We start from the raw sequence: 15,718 nt of genomic DNA on the forward strand, positions 1-15,718 counted from the left end.
AAAACTACGTCAGACTTAAACTGAACCGCCGTATACCGAACGGTATGTACGGTGGTGTGAGAGGTCGGAGGCTAGGCACCTCCTCCTACTCGATTGCATTCTCTTTACAAGGATTTAGGGTCCCGGCATTGCTTCGTTCGACTAACCCTTTAAAGTATAAAGGCATGTAGATTCTCCAAGACTCTGCTAAGTTCAATACTGATACTTGTAGGTTTTTGGTTTATAATAACACCCATCTAGCCTTTTGAGGAGGGATTCCATGAATGAGTATAAAGTAACGGTCAGGAATGGCAATACCTTAATTTTGTCGGAAATCATTAAAGCTGAAGACGAAAGAGAAGTCCTTGGCACTCTTTTGATTTCCAGTGAATTATTTAATCAACCATTTACCGACATCAGGATTTTAGAACGCTGATTTGTGCCTGCCCGTTCCATTTGATACACTGTAAGAAATCTTAATACGGTAGGCGATACTATGTGTGGACGTTTCACTCTTTTCACTGACATAGAAGAAATAAAAGAACGGTTTGATATTCAAGGATCATTTGATGACGAATACCAATTCAGCTACAATATTGCTCCTTCCCAATCCGTGCTCTCCGTCATTAATGATGGGGAAAGGAATCGACTTGGATATCTTCGGTGGGGACTCATTCCTTTCTGGGCAAAAGACGTAAAAGTGGGCTACAAAATGATCAATGCCAGAGCGGAAACCATTGCTGAGAAAGCAAGCTTCAGGAATGCGTATGAGAAGAAGAGATGCTTGATAATCGCTGACTCTTTTTATGAATGGAAGAAGACGCCAGAAAGAAAAATACCGATGCGAATAAAACTGAAGAATCATGCTCCATTTGGAATGGCCGGTCTCTGGGAGTCCTGGAAATCTCCTGAAGGCATCAGCATTTATTCGTGCTCCGTTATAACAACCGTGCCTAATGAGCTAATGACCAGCATTCATGATCGCATGCCTGTCATCCTTAAACCGGAAGATGAAAAAGATTGGTTGAATCCTTCCATTAATGATCCTGCTTATCTGCAACAGTATTTAAAGTCATTCGATTCGGAACAGATGGAAGCATTTGAAGTATCGACTGATGTGAACTCGACTAAAAATAATTCACCTAACCTAATCCAACAAATTTGCTGAGAGGTCATTAGACCTCTAGGACTGTAGACAACTTGATGAAAATCGAGTTTGTCTACATTTTTTTTGTTTGTACAATTTGAACGTTGATCTCCTCTCAAGAAACTCGCTTTCCGCGGGCGGTCCTCCCTCGGCGTCTTTGCGCCTGCGGGGGCTCCCCAGGACTCGCTTTTCCCGCAGGAGTCTCGCACACCCGCTCCAACCAACTTTGTTCTCTTTATGAACAGTAGGAGTGCATGTGAAATACTTTAAAATTAACCCTTGCGAAAATAGACAAAATGCTGTACTGTTATATTTGCTTTTCAAAACGACTTTCGATGTCACTTTCACAAACTCAGATGGTTTCGGCAAGTTTTCAGCCCGGTACTTTTCTGGCAGGCATCATAATTTTTGATAAATTATATAATGTAATCTTCTTATCAAGAGAGACGGAGGGACTGGCCCGAAGATGTCTCGGCAGCGGACTTAAATGGAGTGCTGTGCCAAATCCAGCAGGCTGATTTTCGCCTGAACGATAAGGAGGGTGTTTTTTATAAATTAAAAGACCTCTTCTTGCTGTTAAATAGAAGGGGTCTTTTTTATGCCAGTTTTTTGCTACAGCTCCATGACTGGATAATCAGGTAGGTTCAAATTGGAGTTATTTGCGAAAACTGTTAATAGAATAAGAGCTGTGACACATGTCGCGGGAAAAATAAAAAGAGGTGTACATCATGAGTGCAAACAATAAAGGGAATCCATGGGCATTGATCCCATTTGTCGTTTTTTTAATTTTATTTATAGGTACCGGAATCATCACTAAAGATTTCTATTCATTTCCGGTGATTGTAGCGATTTCAATTGCATCTGCAGCTGCATTGGCGATGAATCGGAAAGAGACTTTCAATCAAAAGGTTGAAATCTTCTGTAAAGGTGCCGGGGACGCCAATATTATGTTAATGGTTATCATTTTCCTTTTAGCCGGCGCTTTTGCCGAAGTTGCCAATGGCATGGGGGCAGTTGAATCAACCGTGAATCTTGCCTTAGCCGTTTTTCCCCAAAATCTTTTAATGGTAGGGATTTTCATCATCGCTTGTTTTATTTCCTTATCCATGGGGACGAGCATGGGAACGATTGTAGCACTTGCGCCTATCGGGGTTGGAATTAGTGAGCAAACAGATATTTCGCTAGCCCTTTCCATGGCGGCCGTTATTGGTGGTGCGATGTTTGGTGATAATCTTTCATTCATTTCAGATACGACTATCGCCGCAGTTCGAACGCAGGGAACGAAAATGAAGGATAAGTTTAAAGTGAATTTTTTCATCGTTTTACCTGCAGCCATCATCACATGTGCCATCCTAGGAATTTTAACGATGGGTGAACAAGCTGACATCTCCCAACAGTCTTATGATTGGGTGAAGATTCTTCCGTATCTTTGCGTATTGATCACTGCATTGGCAGGAGTCAATGTGTTCCTGGTCCTTTCCATCGGAATCGTATTTGCCGGAATTATCGGGTTGGCCGATGGAAGTTATCAACCGTTGGGTGTCATTCAAAAAGTTGGGGAAGGAATGGCGGGAATGTATGAAATTTCCTTCCTTGCCATTTTAATTGCAGGTATGGTAGCTGTAATCAAACATAATGGTGGCATCGATTATCTACTTCACCTTGTGACCCGAAATAGCAAATCAAAAAGAGGGGCGGAATTCAGCATTGCGGGGCTTGTTGGTTTAACGAACCTTTCAACGGCAAATAACACGATTTCGATTATCATTGCCGGTCCACTTGCCAAAAATATTGCTGAAAAGTACGGGATTGATCCGCGTAAATCGGCGAGCGTGCTTGACATTTTTGCATGTTGTATCCAAGGGTTGATCCCATATGGAGCACAACTGCTTGTTGCAGCAGGGGTAGCAAAGATTTCTCCGTTAAGCATCTTGCCGTATTCATATTACCCAATCCTGATTGGACTTTGTGGCGTCATTGCCATCCTGATTGGTTTTCCACGGTTTCAGCCGGGAAATGATGGATCGAAGAACTAAAAGTTAAAACAAAGTTGATTGGAGCGGGTGTGCGAGACTCCTGCGGGAAAAGCGAGTCCAGGGGAGGCCCCGCAGGCGCAAAGGCGCCGAGGGAGGCTCCCGGACCGCCCGCGGAAAGCGAGTGCCTGGAGGGGGAATCAACAACATTCAAATTGTACAAACCCCTAAAATTTCATTGAGTTTGTCTACAGTCTGAACACCCTGAATCATTGGATACAGGGTGTTTTCTGTATGGGTGAATTAATAAAACATGAATTTTCCGAAGTCATCAACTCTTATGTCTTAATCAAGCATTCTTCAATTCATCTGATTGATTCCGGTCCAAATTAATGATGGTTGTGTACGACACCTGTCATGAATAGAGGACAACACCAACTAAACCAGAAAGAATGATTACATAGGCTGGATGCCAGCGTAATTTCATTAGGGCAAATAACGATAAACCAAAAACGAGTAATGAGCTTATCGTATGCCATGAAAAGTTCACGGCTATCATATGATTTGAGAGTGCAAAGCTGATCGCTGCAAAGAGGATTAAACTAGTGACAATGGGTCTTAAGCCATAAAACATGGATTGAATAACCGGGTAATGATTCAATTTGCTGAAGAAGGAGGCTATAACGGTTACGAAAATAATAGCAGGAAGCAAGATTCCGAGAGCAGATGATATGGCTCCTGCTAATCCAGCAGTCGAATAGCCTACGAGAATGGCACTATTGGCGGTGACAGGTCCTGGGGACATTCCGGAAATGGCGATGATATCAGTAAATTGCTGCGTCGTCATCCATCCATGCTGTGAGACTTCCGATTCTATTACGGGAATCATGGCGTATCCGCCTCCGAACGATACAAAGCCGATAATAAAGAAGGTGCTAAACAACTCCCACAATTCCATCATTCCATCACACGCTCTCTTTAAAATTAGTTAGGACCCTTTTTTGATTTAACTATATGCCAGCACCCATGAAAGGTTCGAAATCATTTTCTCCATTTCCTATATTTTTTCTGCCCATCTTGACATCGTAACCTAATTTTCTCTTAATGGAGATGGTCACAATACCAGCTACAGCTCCTGCTAATATAACCATCACAGGGTGCAGTAAGAAAAGGACGGGAATTCCTGCTATCAAAATAAAGAAAGTTGTTTTGTCTACAATAGCCGTTTTTCCTATCTTGATAGCCGCATAGGCGATGATGGCTACTATGGAAGCTCTGATCGATATGAATGCGGATTCTATCTTCGGATTATCCTGAATGAAAAAATACAAAATGCCCAGGAGCAGTACAATTAAAAAGGTAGGTAATGAAACACCGATCATTGCTGCCATTGCTCCCTTCATTCCGGCAATCCGATGGCCGATAAAGGTGGCGGAGTTAATGGCGATAGCTCCCGGTACGGACTGAGATAAAGCGAAAACATCCGTCACTTCTTCGCTTTTCATCCATTTTCTTTTTTCGACCACTTCTTTTTCGATTAAAGGGATCATCGCAAACCCGCCTCCGAATGTGACAGGCGCTATTTTAAAAAAGGTCCAAAATAATTGGAATAGAGTTTTCCATTGTCCTTTCATTGACATCCGTCACTTCCTTTGCATGCTTTGTTTAATTCTTATTATTAACATATCAAAGAATAAGGGCTGGGTAAATTGCAACAAAATCATCGGGTATAACAAAACGTTATACCCAGAAGATTTATCCGTTTTATAAAGAATGCCGCCAATAATTGAATAGCCTCAGAATGTAACACACTATTTTCATTTCACCATTTACCTAATGATGCTATCATTTTAATAAACTATCTAAAAACATGGGGGCGTTTTCTTGAAATTGGAAAATCTGAAAATGTTTTGTTTAGTGGTGGATGAAGGAAGTATAAGCCAGGCAGCGAGGTTAAGTTTCCTATCTCAACCCGCTGTAACACGGCAGATCCATCAACTGGAAAACTATTATAACACTTTGTTATTCGACCGTGAGGAAGGAAGGCTGAGAGTTACAGAAGCAGGAAAGCTGTTATACCCTTTTGCAAAAGCTATTGTAAATGACTTCAACCATTCAAAAGAAGTGATTCAGCAATCGACGGGGAAGTACAATGCAAATCTCATAGTAGGGGCTTCCTTGACTATCGGTGAGTATTTGTTGCCGAGCTTGCTTGGGAGATTTAAAAAACAACAGCCTGAAATAAAAGTGACATTGACGATAAAAAATACGCCCCGGGTTCTGGAGGATCTTTCAAACGATGTCATTGATTTGGCCTTGGTGGAAGGACTTGTGGAAAACACTGATTTTATTGTAGACAAGTTCGCCGAAGACGAATTGATATTGGTATGTCCATCCGACCACCCGTGGAAAGACAGAAAAGAAATTCAGCTAGAGGAATTGGGAAATGAAAGGATGATTTGGCGTGAATCCATTTCCGGAACACGGCTTATCGTAGAAAACATGCTAAGGGAGCATGAGGTATTAGAAAAAATTGAAAGCTACATGGAGATTGGCAGCACACAAGCGATAAAAAGTGCGGTTGAAGCTGGACTTGGTATCAGCATTTTGCCAAGGCTAACAGTGGCCAGGGAATTGGAGCAAGGGTTTTTGCGGGAAGTGGATATTTCCAGAATAGATATGACAAGAAATTTATGGTTAGTCAGGAAAAATAAGCGTTTTAATAAAATAGGGGTGTCTAAATTTGTTGATTTTCTTCAATAAGGATTGAAAGCTGCCTTGGATCACTATTATTATTTGGCAGCGTTTTCAGTTTCGTGGTTATCGGTGTGGCTCCGGCCCCCTTACCATGCAAAAGTCATATTAAATTGAATATAACGCATTGATTATTCATAAAAGCCCTACTCTATCGGGAGGGGCTTTTTGTATTTGGTTTTACAGCCTAAGGTATGCCAATCAAACTTTATTATGGAAACATTTTTTATATAAATAAAATTGAAGTTACTATTAGAAATAGGAAATATACTTAATGGCAAATTAATTATAAGATTAATTCATATTATTCTAAAAATTTCTAAAAAGGCAGCTTCAACATTCGTAATATAGAAATGATATCTACTTAGAAAGGGGTATGAAATGTCCAAAGTATCTTTAATTAAAGGAATGGTTTCCGTTCCCATTGTTTTTGTTTTACTTGCAGGTTCTTCTGTTACAAATGCTGCGTCAGAGAAGCCAATGCCTGCGACAAATGCAACGATTTCAGCCAATAAGGCTTTTTATGAACAGTTGGATTTTACAGATAAGGAAGATTTCAAGAATGCACATAAAGGATTTATTGCGCCTTTGAATATGAATCCAATAAAAAATTCAAAAGGTGTCGTAGTATGGGATAGTGATCGATATTCATTCATCAAAGAAGATCAGCCGGCAAGTTTTACTGTAAACCCAAGCTTGTGGAGACAGGCTCAATTACAAAATATATCAGGCTTATTTAAAGTGGTAGATGGCGTTTATCAAGTTCGGGGCCAGGATTTATCAGTGCTTACCATTGTGGAAGGAAAAACAGGATTAATAGTTTTGGATACACTTTCTACAATTGAAACGGCCAAAGCAGCTATGGAGCTGTATTTTGAACATCGACCCAAAAACCCAGTAAGTGCAATAGTCATTAGTCATAGTCATGCGGATCACTTCGGTGGTATGAAAGGCATTGCTCAATATGCTGAAAATCCAGCTAAAGTGCCGATTATTGTCCCAGCAGGTTTTAACGATGAAGCGCTAAGTGAAAACATTCTTTTAGGTAATATAATGTCTCGCCGTGCAGGTTATATGTTTGGAAATCTTTTACCCGCAAATGAAAGAGGGTTTGTTACTTCTGGTATTGGCCCGGGATTAAGTAACGGAACTTTTAGCTATTTAACTCCAACAATGGAAGTAAAAGATGATATTCAAACAGTGGAAATAGACGGAATCACATTTAAATTTTTATTGACGCCAGATTCAGAAGCTCCATCTGAGATGCATTATTATATCAATGATTACAAAACTTTAGTGGTTGCGGAAAACACCGGACACACGTTACATAATATTTATACACTAAGGGGAGCTAAAACCAGAGATACCTTAAAATGGGTGAAAGCACTTGATGAAACAGTCGATTTGTTTGGAAATGAAGATATAGATGCTATGGTTACAGCTCATACATGGCCCGTTTGGGGAAGGGACAATGTTCTGGAGCAGTTGGAAAGTCAGCGTGATTTGTACAAATATATTCATGATCAAACAATACGATTAGCTAACTTAGGTCTCACACCTGATGAAATCGCGGAAAAGTTAAAGCTTCCTGAAAAGTTGGATAAAGTTTGGGCCAATCGGGGGTATTACGGAACATTGAAACACAACGTAAAGGCGGTGTACAACTTTTATTTAGGATATTTCAACGGTAATCCATCGGACCTGGATCCATTACCACAAGAGGAATCCGGTGCTAAATATATAGAATATATGGGTGGGGAAAAGAAGGTCATTAAACGAGCAAAACTTGATTATAAAAAAGGGGAATATCGCTGGGTGGCTCAAGTATTAAAACATGTAGTCATGACTAACCCCAAAAATACAGAAGCGAAAAATTTACTGGCTAAAGCTTATGAGCAATTAGGATACACAGCTGAATCTTCTGTATGGCGTAATTTCTATCTTACCGGCGCAGATGAGTTAAGGAACGGCGTGGCGGACTCGAAGGGAAGTGGCGGAATGATGAATCTCGATACGCTGCTCAATATGCCAATGGATGATTTCCTGAAATTCTTGTCCATTAAATTAAACGGAACAAAAGCTGAAAATAAAAATATGGCATTCAATTTGACATTTACAGATTCGAAAACCAATTATATGATCGATCTGGATAATTCTGTATTGAATTTCAAAATAGGAAAAATGGCGTCCAACCCTGATGCAACATTGACATTAGATAGAATAACCTTCTATCAGATTGCTCTAGGACGTGAAGATTTATCCAAAATGGAATCTGCCGGTAAAGTTTCCATTTCCGGTGATAAAGAGCAGTTTGAAGATTTCCTGACTTTGTTGGATCAATTTCAACCAAAGGTTAATATTGTTACTCCGTGATAATCGACTACTTTATATTCGGTAAGCAGGATGGGCCGGTGACCAATATATACCCACGAGTCTATTTTTAGACACGTGGGTTTGTATCGAATAAATTATAGGCATCCAGTTTCGTTTCAATAAATTCATTCATTGTTTTTTAATGAAACGCTCCAAACAGTCACAGAACAAAAATCAATAACCGTAAAGAAACTTTCAAGTTTCGTAAACTGAAAGGAATTGTAAGCGCTTCCTACAAGGCTGGAGTTTTGTGAAAATATAAAAAATGGAGTGATGGGGAATGCAGCTGTATGCAAGTAAGAAACGAAAATTAATGATTAGCGGCCTTTTATTTGTTGGAATGATTTTAAGCTTTTTTGATCGCGTTGCCATAAATGTCGGGATTATTCCTATTGCAGATGAGTTTCAACTTAATACGTCCCAGACAGGTTTTTTAATTAGTATATTTTTTGTTAGCTACTCACTCATGCAACCGCTTGGTGGATGGATGACCGATAAGTATGGCGCCAGAGTCATGGTTACTGTGTCTTTGTTTAGTTGGTCTTTGTTCACTGTAATGTCTGGGTTTGCTTGGTCATTTATGTCTTTATTATTCATCCGTTTTCTGTTCGGGTTAGGTGAGGGGCCTTTCTATCCTGCCAGTATGTCCACCATAAGGGATAACTTCCCGGAAGAAGAACGGGGCCGGGCAAATTCATTTTTCTTGTCTGCCCAAAATATTGGCGGGATATTAGGTACTGCACTTGCCGCCTCCATGGTGGTAGCATTCGGTTGGCGGGGCATGTTTACCATTGCCGGAATTCTAGGGATATTGGTTTCTTTCGGAATTTGGTTCATTCTAAAGCCTCACGGAAATCAAGTGGTTAAAAAAGACAAACCGAAACAAAAAAAGGTTGCTCTGAAACTGTTATTTAAAATCGAAAATATTTGGAAACTCATAACTTTCAAGTTTATATCAAATATTATCAACTATGGTCTGATCACTTGGATGCCTATATATTTGGTTAAAGAAAAAGGGGTCGATTTAATATCCGCCGGGGGGTTATTGGCAATCCCTTATATTTTTGGTTTCTTGATGTTTAATGTAAGCGGATGGCTTCTGGATAAGCATATGGCCAACCGGGAGAAGTATCTTGCCGCTGCAGGCGCTTTATTATCGGCAATTTTTCTCTTTTTAATGTCTAACGCCACGTCTATAGTACTTATCATCACTTATCTCACTCTCAACTCCGTAGCGCTGTCTTTCTTTGGAACCGTTCTTTATACGATAATCATAAAATACTCACCAAAGGAACTTACCGGCTCTGCCTCCGGACTCGTAACTTTTGCCGGTCAAATTGCAGGTGCGGTTTCTCCTTTAGCCCTCGGTTTGATTATCAGTTTGTTTAATGACTCCTATAATGCAGCCTTCCTGTTTTTGGTGATAATAGCGTTATTGGGAACGGTTGTTGCCGTATCTATTAAAAATAATCGGGCACAACCCGCTAAAGAATATGAAAAAACAACTACCATTGTATAAAACGGATTCTGCGTTTGAGGAGACAGCTGGAGCTGTTCTGATTTCACTTCTCTAAAATTGAAAGGGCTTTCTGTTCGAGGTATGATGTTAGTAATAGGCTAGAAGGAGAATGAACCATGAATATTGAACAATTGGAATATATCATCAAGGTAGCCGAGGTAAACTCGATTTCCACGGCATCAGAAAGCCTCCATATCTCTCAATCTGGAATCAGCATGGCCATTACGAGTCTGGAGAAGGAATTAGGTATAAAAATCTTCAAGCGGTCAAGGTTAGGAACCATACCTACAGAAGACGGAAAGGAAATCATCCAGAAAGCTCATGAAGTATTAAGCAAATTGGAAGAAATTAAAGACAGTGCCCAAATACATTCAGATACGATGGAAAAAGAGTTGCGCCTATCATCTACTCAAGGTTTATTTCTTACGGTTTTGCCTAAATCCTTGGCCTTATTTAAGAAAAAGTATCCCGAAGTGAAAATTGTCATTGAAGAAAAAGGGGGACAAGAGATAACCGACGAAGTGCTGAATGGTAAGATTGACTTCGGGCTATTGAATATTCCAAAGGTCAAACCAAAAGAAAATGAGTTGGAATTCCAACCATTAATGGAAGCAAAAGTGATTGTGTCGGTCAGTAAGAACTCCCCTTTAGTGAAACGTAAAAGCATAACCCCACAAGAGCTAATGGACGAAAATTTGGTCGTTTACAATGGACCAAGAATGAAGTCGTTCATTAAAGGTTTTTTTGATCATTACGGTGAGATGAATATTTTGTTTTACACAAATAATACAGAGATCATCAAAAAAACCGTCGCTGAGGGATTAGCGATTGCCTTTTCCTATGATATTGGAGTTAACAGCGACCCCTATTTCCTAAGCGGGGAACTTGTGGCCATTCCTTTGGTGGAACTGGAAAATAACACCATGGAATTCGGTTACGTTCGCTCTAAGAAGCAGTATTTTTCAAAAGCTGCCAGGGAGTTTATTAAATGTCTCGAATTCTACACCAATCTTAAATATTAGTTTCCTATGATGATAGGGAACTAATATTTTTTTGTTTACATCAATTTTTTTTATATTTACATCATATATCCTTATTTTACTTAAATATTATTTACGTTTAAAATTAATTTTATAATATTTAAAATATTTGAAAAGTAAACAACGATAAAAGTGAAAGGGGAAAATCATGGTAACGACCCAGGAAGAAAAATTAGAGGTACTTCAAACAAAGTTGCAGGATTTCATTCAAAATGAATTGCTTCTATATGAACAGGAGCATGGATTGAACGCTGAAGAGGATATTCCGATGGAAGCCATAAAATGGGCAAGGACACGTTCCAGGGAATTGGGCTTTTACGGAATTAACCTCCCTGAAAAATATGGTGGACAAGATGTAAGCTTAAAAGGATTATGCATGTTCAAGGAAGAATTGGCACGTTCCGGGGCGGTTTTATGGGGGCAGGTTATAGGGGAGATTGGCGGGCCGCTAAGAATTGGTCAGATGTTGGAAAGTTTTACACCGGAGCAAATAGAAAAATATGTGATGCCCGTTGTGACGGGAGAAGCAAGCTGCTGCTTTGCCCTTACAGAACCCAATGCCGGTTCGGATGCCTTTGCTATCGAAACAACTGCCGTTAAAGACGGAAATGATTATATATTAAACGGAAAAAAACATTTTATCAGTGCTGCACCCTATGCTGATTTCGCCATTGTCATAGCGAAAGAAACCCAACAAGGAGAAAAAGAAAGGATCACTGCTTTCCTAGTTGATAAAAAAACACCTCAACATCCTGGGTTTGAACTAGGAGACATTCAAGTTCCCCTATCAGGAGAACGCATACATGCTGAATTGAATTTCAAACAATGTCGGGTGCCTGCCGCCAATATAATCGGTGAGCCAGGAAAAGGATTGCTGCTAGGATTAAAAAGAATAAACACAAATCGCGCATCCCATGCCGCCGGCTTCATCGGAATGGCTCAACACCTACTCGATTTATCTATTGAACATGCTAAAACGAGAGTCCAACATGGCCGGCCCATCGGTGACTTCCAGGCAATTCAGCATATGCTCGCAGAAATGGCGACGGAAATCTATGCAGCAAAGTGCATGGTCTATGATGTGGTTGAAAAAATTGATCAAGGAAAAGAGGATCGGGCCGGCACGTCGATGGCCAAGCTGTTTGCTTCAGAGGTAAATAGCCGTGTGGCTGACAAGGCTGTCCAAATCTTTGGCTCCAAAGGCTTGGCAAAAGGGCATCCAGTAGAAAAAATGTACAGGAGTGCACGGATGTATCGGATTCTGAGCGGAACGTCAGAGATTCAAAAAAATACAATTGCCAAAGCACTATTAAAAGGGTAAAAACTTTTTCGAAGGAGGAAAAAATATATGCTGCATAAGTTGACATTTCAGTCACTGATGAATAAAGGAATGAAACGATTCGGCGAACTGCCAGCTATTACCTTATTGCCAAACGGAGAAACGATAACCTACGAGGAGTTATGGAAGAAAACAGAACTTATAACTTCTTATTTACTACGTTTAGGTGCAGGAAGAGGCGTCCGCATAGCGACCATCATTCCAAACAGTTTGGAAAGTGTGATGTTTGGTTTGGCCGTCCAGCAATGCGGGGCTACCTTAGTGCCATTAAGTGAAAAACTGGGGAAACGAGAAATACAATTCATTTTAAAGGAAGCCAAACCGGAAGTGGTCATAATTGCTACACAGACAAACTTTGACACCTTCTTTGAGTATTTAGCAGAAATGAAGAAGGAAGATGTTCATGTCATTGGGCTCCCAGGCTTTAATATTCATTATCCGGAGGAGTTTGAACGGTTTCAATGGCCTGGTGAAATAGATAATTTAGACTTGCCATTAGCTGGAGAAGATGACATTGCCCTTCTGTCCTATACAGGAGGGACAACGGGTACACCCAAAGGCGTCATGCATTCCCAGAAAGGACTCGGGGCAGCCATACTTTCTGCAGCCATCGAAGACCCGCTGGACGACCGTGACCGGGTATTGCTAAGTACGCCCATTGTGCATTCAGCTGGTTCATTACTTTGGAGATCCCTTGTTTCGGGCGTCCATATCTATGTGATGCGCTCATTCGACGCTGCAGTATTCATACAGGCGATAAAGGAATATAAAATTACGACGACATTCATGGTACCGACCATGTTATACAGGCTCCTTGATCAGACAAAGAAGATGGAATATGATATGAGCTCGATGCGCAATATCTTCTACGGCGCGTCACCGATTTCTCAAAAGCGCCTTAAAGAAGCTTTTGAAGTATTTGGCCCTATCATGCGTCAGCAATACGGCATGACAGAATGTAATATTGTCATTAGCAGATTATCGAAGAGCGCTCATGTATGGGCTTATCATAATAATTCGGAGATTTTGAAAAGCTGTGGAAAACCATGCATTCTTACTGAAGTTCGACTGATAGATGAGAATGGAAATGATGTAAAACCAACCGAGCTTGGAGAAATCATCGTAAAATCACCAGCGATGATGGTTGGCTATTATCAAAGACCGGATCTTACCCAAGAATACATTCGTGATGGCTGGTTCTACACCGGGGATATTGGCAAATGGGATGAAAGCTGTTACCTTTATATTGTAGATAGGAAGAAAGATATGATCATTACGGGCGGGATGAACGTATATTCTTCAGAAGTGGAGCGAGTGGTGAACCAGCACCCTTCTGTTGCATTAAGTGCTTGCATCGGCGTTCCCCATCCAGATTGGGGAGAAGCAGTGTGTGTCGTGGTAACACTACGTGAAGGATTGAGCTGTACTAGTGAGGAATTAATTGATTTCTGCAAACAAAGAACCTCAAAGTATATGGTTCCTAAAGTAGCCTACTTTCTTGATAAGTTTCCATTAACGCCTATCGGAAAAATAGATAAGAAAGAATTAAGAAAGCTGTATGCACAAGGTATTCTAACCATTTAGGAGAGGCAGAACAAGGGTATCATAACAGGCCTAATTTAACATTTATACCTACAGCAAACCGGAATATAAGATAGAGCAGAGGAATGGAAAAAAGCCTCACACGTTAATCTGGGAATCAGGACGTGTGAGGCTTTTAATATCCAAGGTGTTTTTGAGTATTATTGAAAATAATGGAATAAAGAAACGTTGTAGTGAATGTTAATTGAAGTGTAGAAGAATATTTAATGATATTGAAATATTATTTTTTTTCTATCGATTCCACCAATTCATGAATGAAAAAAATTGAATGTTAGGATATAATATTATTGTATTGGAGATTCATTCTGGAATTTCCTTTTTTTTTATGGGCTTCATTTGTTTATCTCCCTAATCAATCGGGAAATAAATTATAGTTGTATATGTTTTTATAATAATAATTAGAGTTAAGTAGAGGTGTTTGTCTTAATGGAGATTTTAGAAAATTTTATTAGTGAGACAAATGATGTGTTATGGTCTTCCATATTGATCATCATGTTGGTCGGATTGGGTCTTTATTTTACCATCCGCACGAAGTTTGTCCAATTTAGAATGGTAGGGGAAATGTTCAGGCTTTTGGGAGAAGGGGCCACTGCGGATAAAAAAGGTGTAACATCCTTTCAGGCATTTTGCATAAGTACGGCATCGCGGGTAGGGACGGGTAACCTTGCAGGTGTTGCCATCGCGATCACGACGGGCGGACCTGGAGCCGTTTTCTGGATGTGGTTAATAGCACTGATTGGGTCTGCTTCCGCATTCATTGAAAGTACACTTGCCCAAATCTATAAGGTCAAGGATGGGGATGCATTCCGCGGCGGTCCTGCGTATTATATGGAAAAGGCATTGAATGCCCGTTGGATGGGCATCACATTCGCTGTGTTGATTTCGCTTACATTTGGACTAGCTTTCAACTCGGTACAAGCCAATACGATTACAAGCGCATTCAACGAATCGTTTGGGATTGAAAAGTGGGTTACGGCAATCATCTTGGCTATGGTCACGGCTGTCATCATTTTTGGCGGGATCAAAATGGTTGCAAAGGTCTCTGAAGTCATCGTTCCGATCATGGCAGGAGCCTATGTGATAGTGGCGTTGATTATCATCATCATGAACATTACCGAGTTACCTGGTGTTTTTGCATTGATTTTTGAAAGTGCATTCGATGGAATAAAAGAAGTGGCTGGCGGAGTATTGGGAGCCGCCATGATGCAGGGGATCAAGCGCGGCCTATTTTCTAATGAAGCCGGGATGGGTAGTGCACCAAATGCTGGTGCTACAGCTGATGTCAGTCATCCCGTCAAGCAAGGGCTCATTCAGTCTCTAGGTGTTTTTGTCGATACACTCATCATTTGCAGTTCGACTGCCTTCATCATTTTGTTTTCTGGTCTTTATACATCGAAGGAAACGGATGGTATCGTCCTTACCCAAAATGCCCTTGGGACGGCATTGGGATCTTGGGCAGGTATTTTTCTTGCCATTATTGTACTGTTATTCGCCTTTAGCTCCATTGTGGGCAACTATTATTATGGAGAGTCGAACATTGGCTTCATTAATGAAAATAAGGTTTGGTTAAACATCTATCGCGTCGCAGTCGTAGGAATGGTGATATTCGGTTCTCTTGCCTCACTGGATTTTGTTTGGGGACTGGCTGACTTGCTTATGGCCCTTATGGCCATTATCAACCTGATCGCCATTGCATTACTAGGGAAAATTGCATTTGCTGCACTGGCGGATTATCAAAAGCAAAAGAAAAGTGGGAAAAATCCTGTTTTCCATGTGAACAATATTAAAGGTTTGAAGAATGTGGAATGTTGGGGAGACCCATCCGATAATGTGGATGTGAAGAAGGAGGGCTAAGCTCTCTTTAAGCTTACATGTAAAGTCCTTGAAAGGGGATTTTACTTGTAAGCTTTTTTGCTTTTTCCTCCTTTTTTTATCATTACTGAATATTGCTTCGTTTTTTACACAAAATACCTTTGTCTTTAATACTGCAAT

Annotated in this window: 12 protein-coding genes and 1 riboswitch; of the genes, 10 read left to right on the forward strand and 2 right to left on the reverse strand. The window is 40.5% G+C overall.

Annotation, left to right across the window (positions count from 1 at the left end; genetic code table 11):
• Positions 1-259 precede the first annotated feature (259 nt).
• From ACIQYG_RS19385 to ACIQYG_RS19395, 3 genes are all read left to right on the forward strand, one after another.
• Complete coding sequence (locus ACIQYG_RS19385) at positions 260-415, forward strand: hypothetical protein (protein WP_402841180.1); 156 nt, start codon at positions 260-262, stop codon at positions 413-415.
• Positions 416-475: 60 nt separating this feature from the next.
• On the forward strand, positions 476-1,147 hold the full coding sequence (locus tag ACIQYG_RS19390) for an SOS response-associated peptidase (RefSeq protein ID WP_402841183.1): 672 nt from the start codon (positions 476-478) through the stop codon (positions 1,145-1,147).
• A 410-nt stretch (positions 1,148-1,557) separates the two neighbouring features.
• Positions 1,558-1,665: riboswitch (SAM riboswitch) on the forward strand.
• Positions 1,666-1,854: 189 nt separating this feature from the next.
• Positions 1,855-3,162, forward strand: coding sequence for a Na+/H+ antiporter NhaC family protein (locus ACIQYG_RS19395; protein WP_402841185.1), 1,308 nt, complete (start codon positions 1,855-1,857; stop codon positions 3,160-3,162).
• Positions 3,163-3,514: 352 nt separating this feature from the next.
• Here ACIQYG_RS19395 and ACIQYG_RS19400 read toward each other — a convergent pair whose 3' ends face one another.
• Together ACIQYG_RS19400 and ACIQYG_RS19405 are read right to left on the reverse strand one after the other, a co-directional pair.
• Positions 3,515-4,060, reverse strand: a complete 546-nt coding sequence (locus ACIQYG_RS19400) for a chromate transporter (protein WP_402841188.1) — start codon at positions 4,058-4,060, stop codon at positions 3,515-3,517.
• Positions 4,061-4,109: 49 nt separating this feature from the next.
• On the reverse strand, positions 4,110-4,739 hold the full coding sequence (locus ACIQYG_RS19405; protein ID WP_402841191.1) for a chromate transporter: 630 nt from the start codon (positions 4,737-4,739) through the stop codon (positions 4,110-4,112).
• Positions 4,740-4,983: 244 nt separating this feature from the next.
• Between ACIQYG_RS19405 and ACIQYG_RS19410 the strand changes: the two genes are divergently transcribed.
• The 7 genes from ACIQYG_RS19410 (at position 4,984) to ACIQYG_RS19440 (ending at position 15,580) form a co-directional block, all read left to right on the forward strand.
• Positions 4,984-5,862 carry a LysR family transcriptional regulator gene (locus ACIQYG_RS19410; protein ID WP_402841194.1) on the forward strand — a complete coding sequence of 293 codons (879 nt, stop codon included), beginning with the start codon at positions 4,984-4,986 and terminating at the stop codon, positions 5,860-5,862.
• A 372-nt stretch (positions 5,863-6,234) separates the two neighbouring features.
• Positions 6,235-8,226: an alkyl/aryl-sulfatase gene (locus ACIQYG_RS19415; RefSeq protein WP_402841196.1), complete on the forward strand. Its 1,992-nt coding sequence runs from the start codon at positions 6,235-6,237 to the stop codon at positions 8,224-8,226.
• Positions 8,227-8,506: 280 nt separating this feature from the next.
• Positions 8,507-9,745, forward strand: a complete 1,239-nt coding sequence (locus ACIQYG_RS19420; protein ID WP_402841198.1) for an MFS transporter — start codon at positions 8,507-8,509, stop codon at positions 9,743-9,745.
• A 116-nt stretch (positions 9,746-9,861) separates the two neighbouring features.
• Positions 9,862-10,767: a LysR family transcriptional regulator gene (locus tag ACIQYG_RS19425; RefSeq protein WP_402841200.1), complete on the forward strand. Its 906-nt coding sequence runs from the start codon at positions 9,862-9,864 to the stop codon at positions 10,765-10,767.
• A 166-nt stretch (positions 10,768-10,933) separates the two neighbouring features.
• The gene (locus ACIQYG_RS19430) at positions 10,934-12,106 is read left to right on the forward strand and encodes an acyl-CoA dehydrogenase family protein (protein ID WP_402841202.1); all 1,173 of its coding nucleotides are present in this window, start codon (positions 10,934-10,936) and stop codon (positions 12,104-12,106) included.
• A 27-nt stretch (positions 12,107-12,133) separates the two neighbouring features.
• Positions 12,134-13,708 carry a class I adenylate-forming enzyme family protein gene (locus ACIQYG_RS19435; protein WP_402841204.1) on the forward strand — a complete coding sequence of 525 codons (1,575 nt, stop codon included), beginning with the start codon at positions 12,134-12,136 and terminating at the stop codon, positions 13,706-13,708.
• A gap of 444 nt (positions 13,709-14,152) precedes the next feature.
• The gene (locus ACIQYG_RS19440; RefSeq protein WP_402841207.1) at positions 14,153-15,580 is read left to right on the forward strand and encodes an alanine/glycine:cation symporter family protein; all 1,428 of its coding nucleotides are present in this window, start codon (positions 14,153-14,155) and stop codon (positions 15,578-15,580) included.
• The last annotated feature ends 138 nt before the right edge of the window (positions 15,581-15,718 follow it).

This window comes from Peribacillus sp. NPDC096622, from assembly GCF_044762665.1.
GTDB classification, from domain to species: Bacteria; Bacillota; Bacilli; order Bacillales; family DSM-1321; genus Peribacillus; species Peribacillus frigoritolerans_B.

Excerpts from the sequence above, each read along its gene's own strand:
- ACIQYG_RS19385 (WP_402841180.1), top strand. The coding sequence starts at position 260 with ATGAATGAGTATAAAGTAACGGTCAGGAATGGCAATACCTTAATTTTG.
- ACIQYG_RS19390 (WP_402841183.1), top strand. The coding sequence starts at position 476 with ATGTGTGGACGTTTCACTCTTTTCACTGACATAGAAGAAATAAAAGAA.
- ACIQYG_RS19395 (WP_402841185.1), top strand. The coding sequence starts at position 1,855 with ATGAGTGCAAACAATAAAGGGAATCCATGGGCATTGATCCCATTTGTC.
- ACIQYG_RS19400 (WP_402841188.1), bottom strand. The coding sequence starts at position 4,060 with ATGATGGAATTGTGGGAGTTGTTTAGCACCTTCTTTATTATCGGCTTT.
- ACIQYG_RS19405 (WP_402841191.1), bottom strand. The coding sequence starts at position 4,739 with ATGTCAATGAAAGGACAATGGAAAACTCTATTCCAATTATTTTGGACC.
- ACIQYG_RS19415 (WP_402841196.1), top strand. The coding sequence starts at position 6,235 with ATGTCCAAAGTATCTTTAATTAAAGGAATGGTTTCCGTTCCCATTGTT.
- ACIQYG_RS19420 (WP_402841198.1), top strand. The coding sequence starts at position 8,507 with ATGCAGCTGTATGCAAGTAAGAAACGAAAATTAATGATTAGCGGCCTT.
- ACIQYG_RS19425 (WP_402841200.1), top strand. The coding sequence starts at position 9,862 with ATGAATATTGAACAATTGGAATATATCATCAAGGTAGCCGAGGTAAAC.
- ACIQYG_RS19430 (WP_402841202.1), top strand. The coding sequence starts at position 10,934 with ATGGTAACGACCCAGGAAGAAAAATTAGAGGTACTTCAAACAAAGTTG.
- ACIQYG_RS19435 (WP_402841204.1), top strand. The coding sequence starts at position 12,134 with ATGCTGCATAAGTTGACATTTCAGTCACTGATGAATAAAGGAATGAAA.
- ACIQYG_RS19440 (WP_402841207.1), top strand. The coding sequence starts at position 14,153 with ATGGAGATTTTAGAAAATTTTATTAGTGAGACAAATGATGTGTTATGG.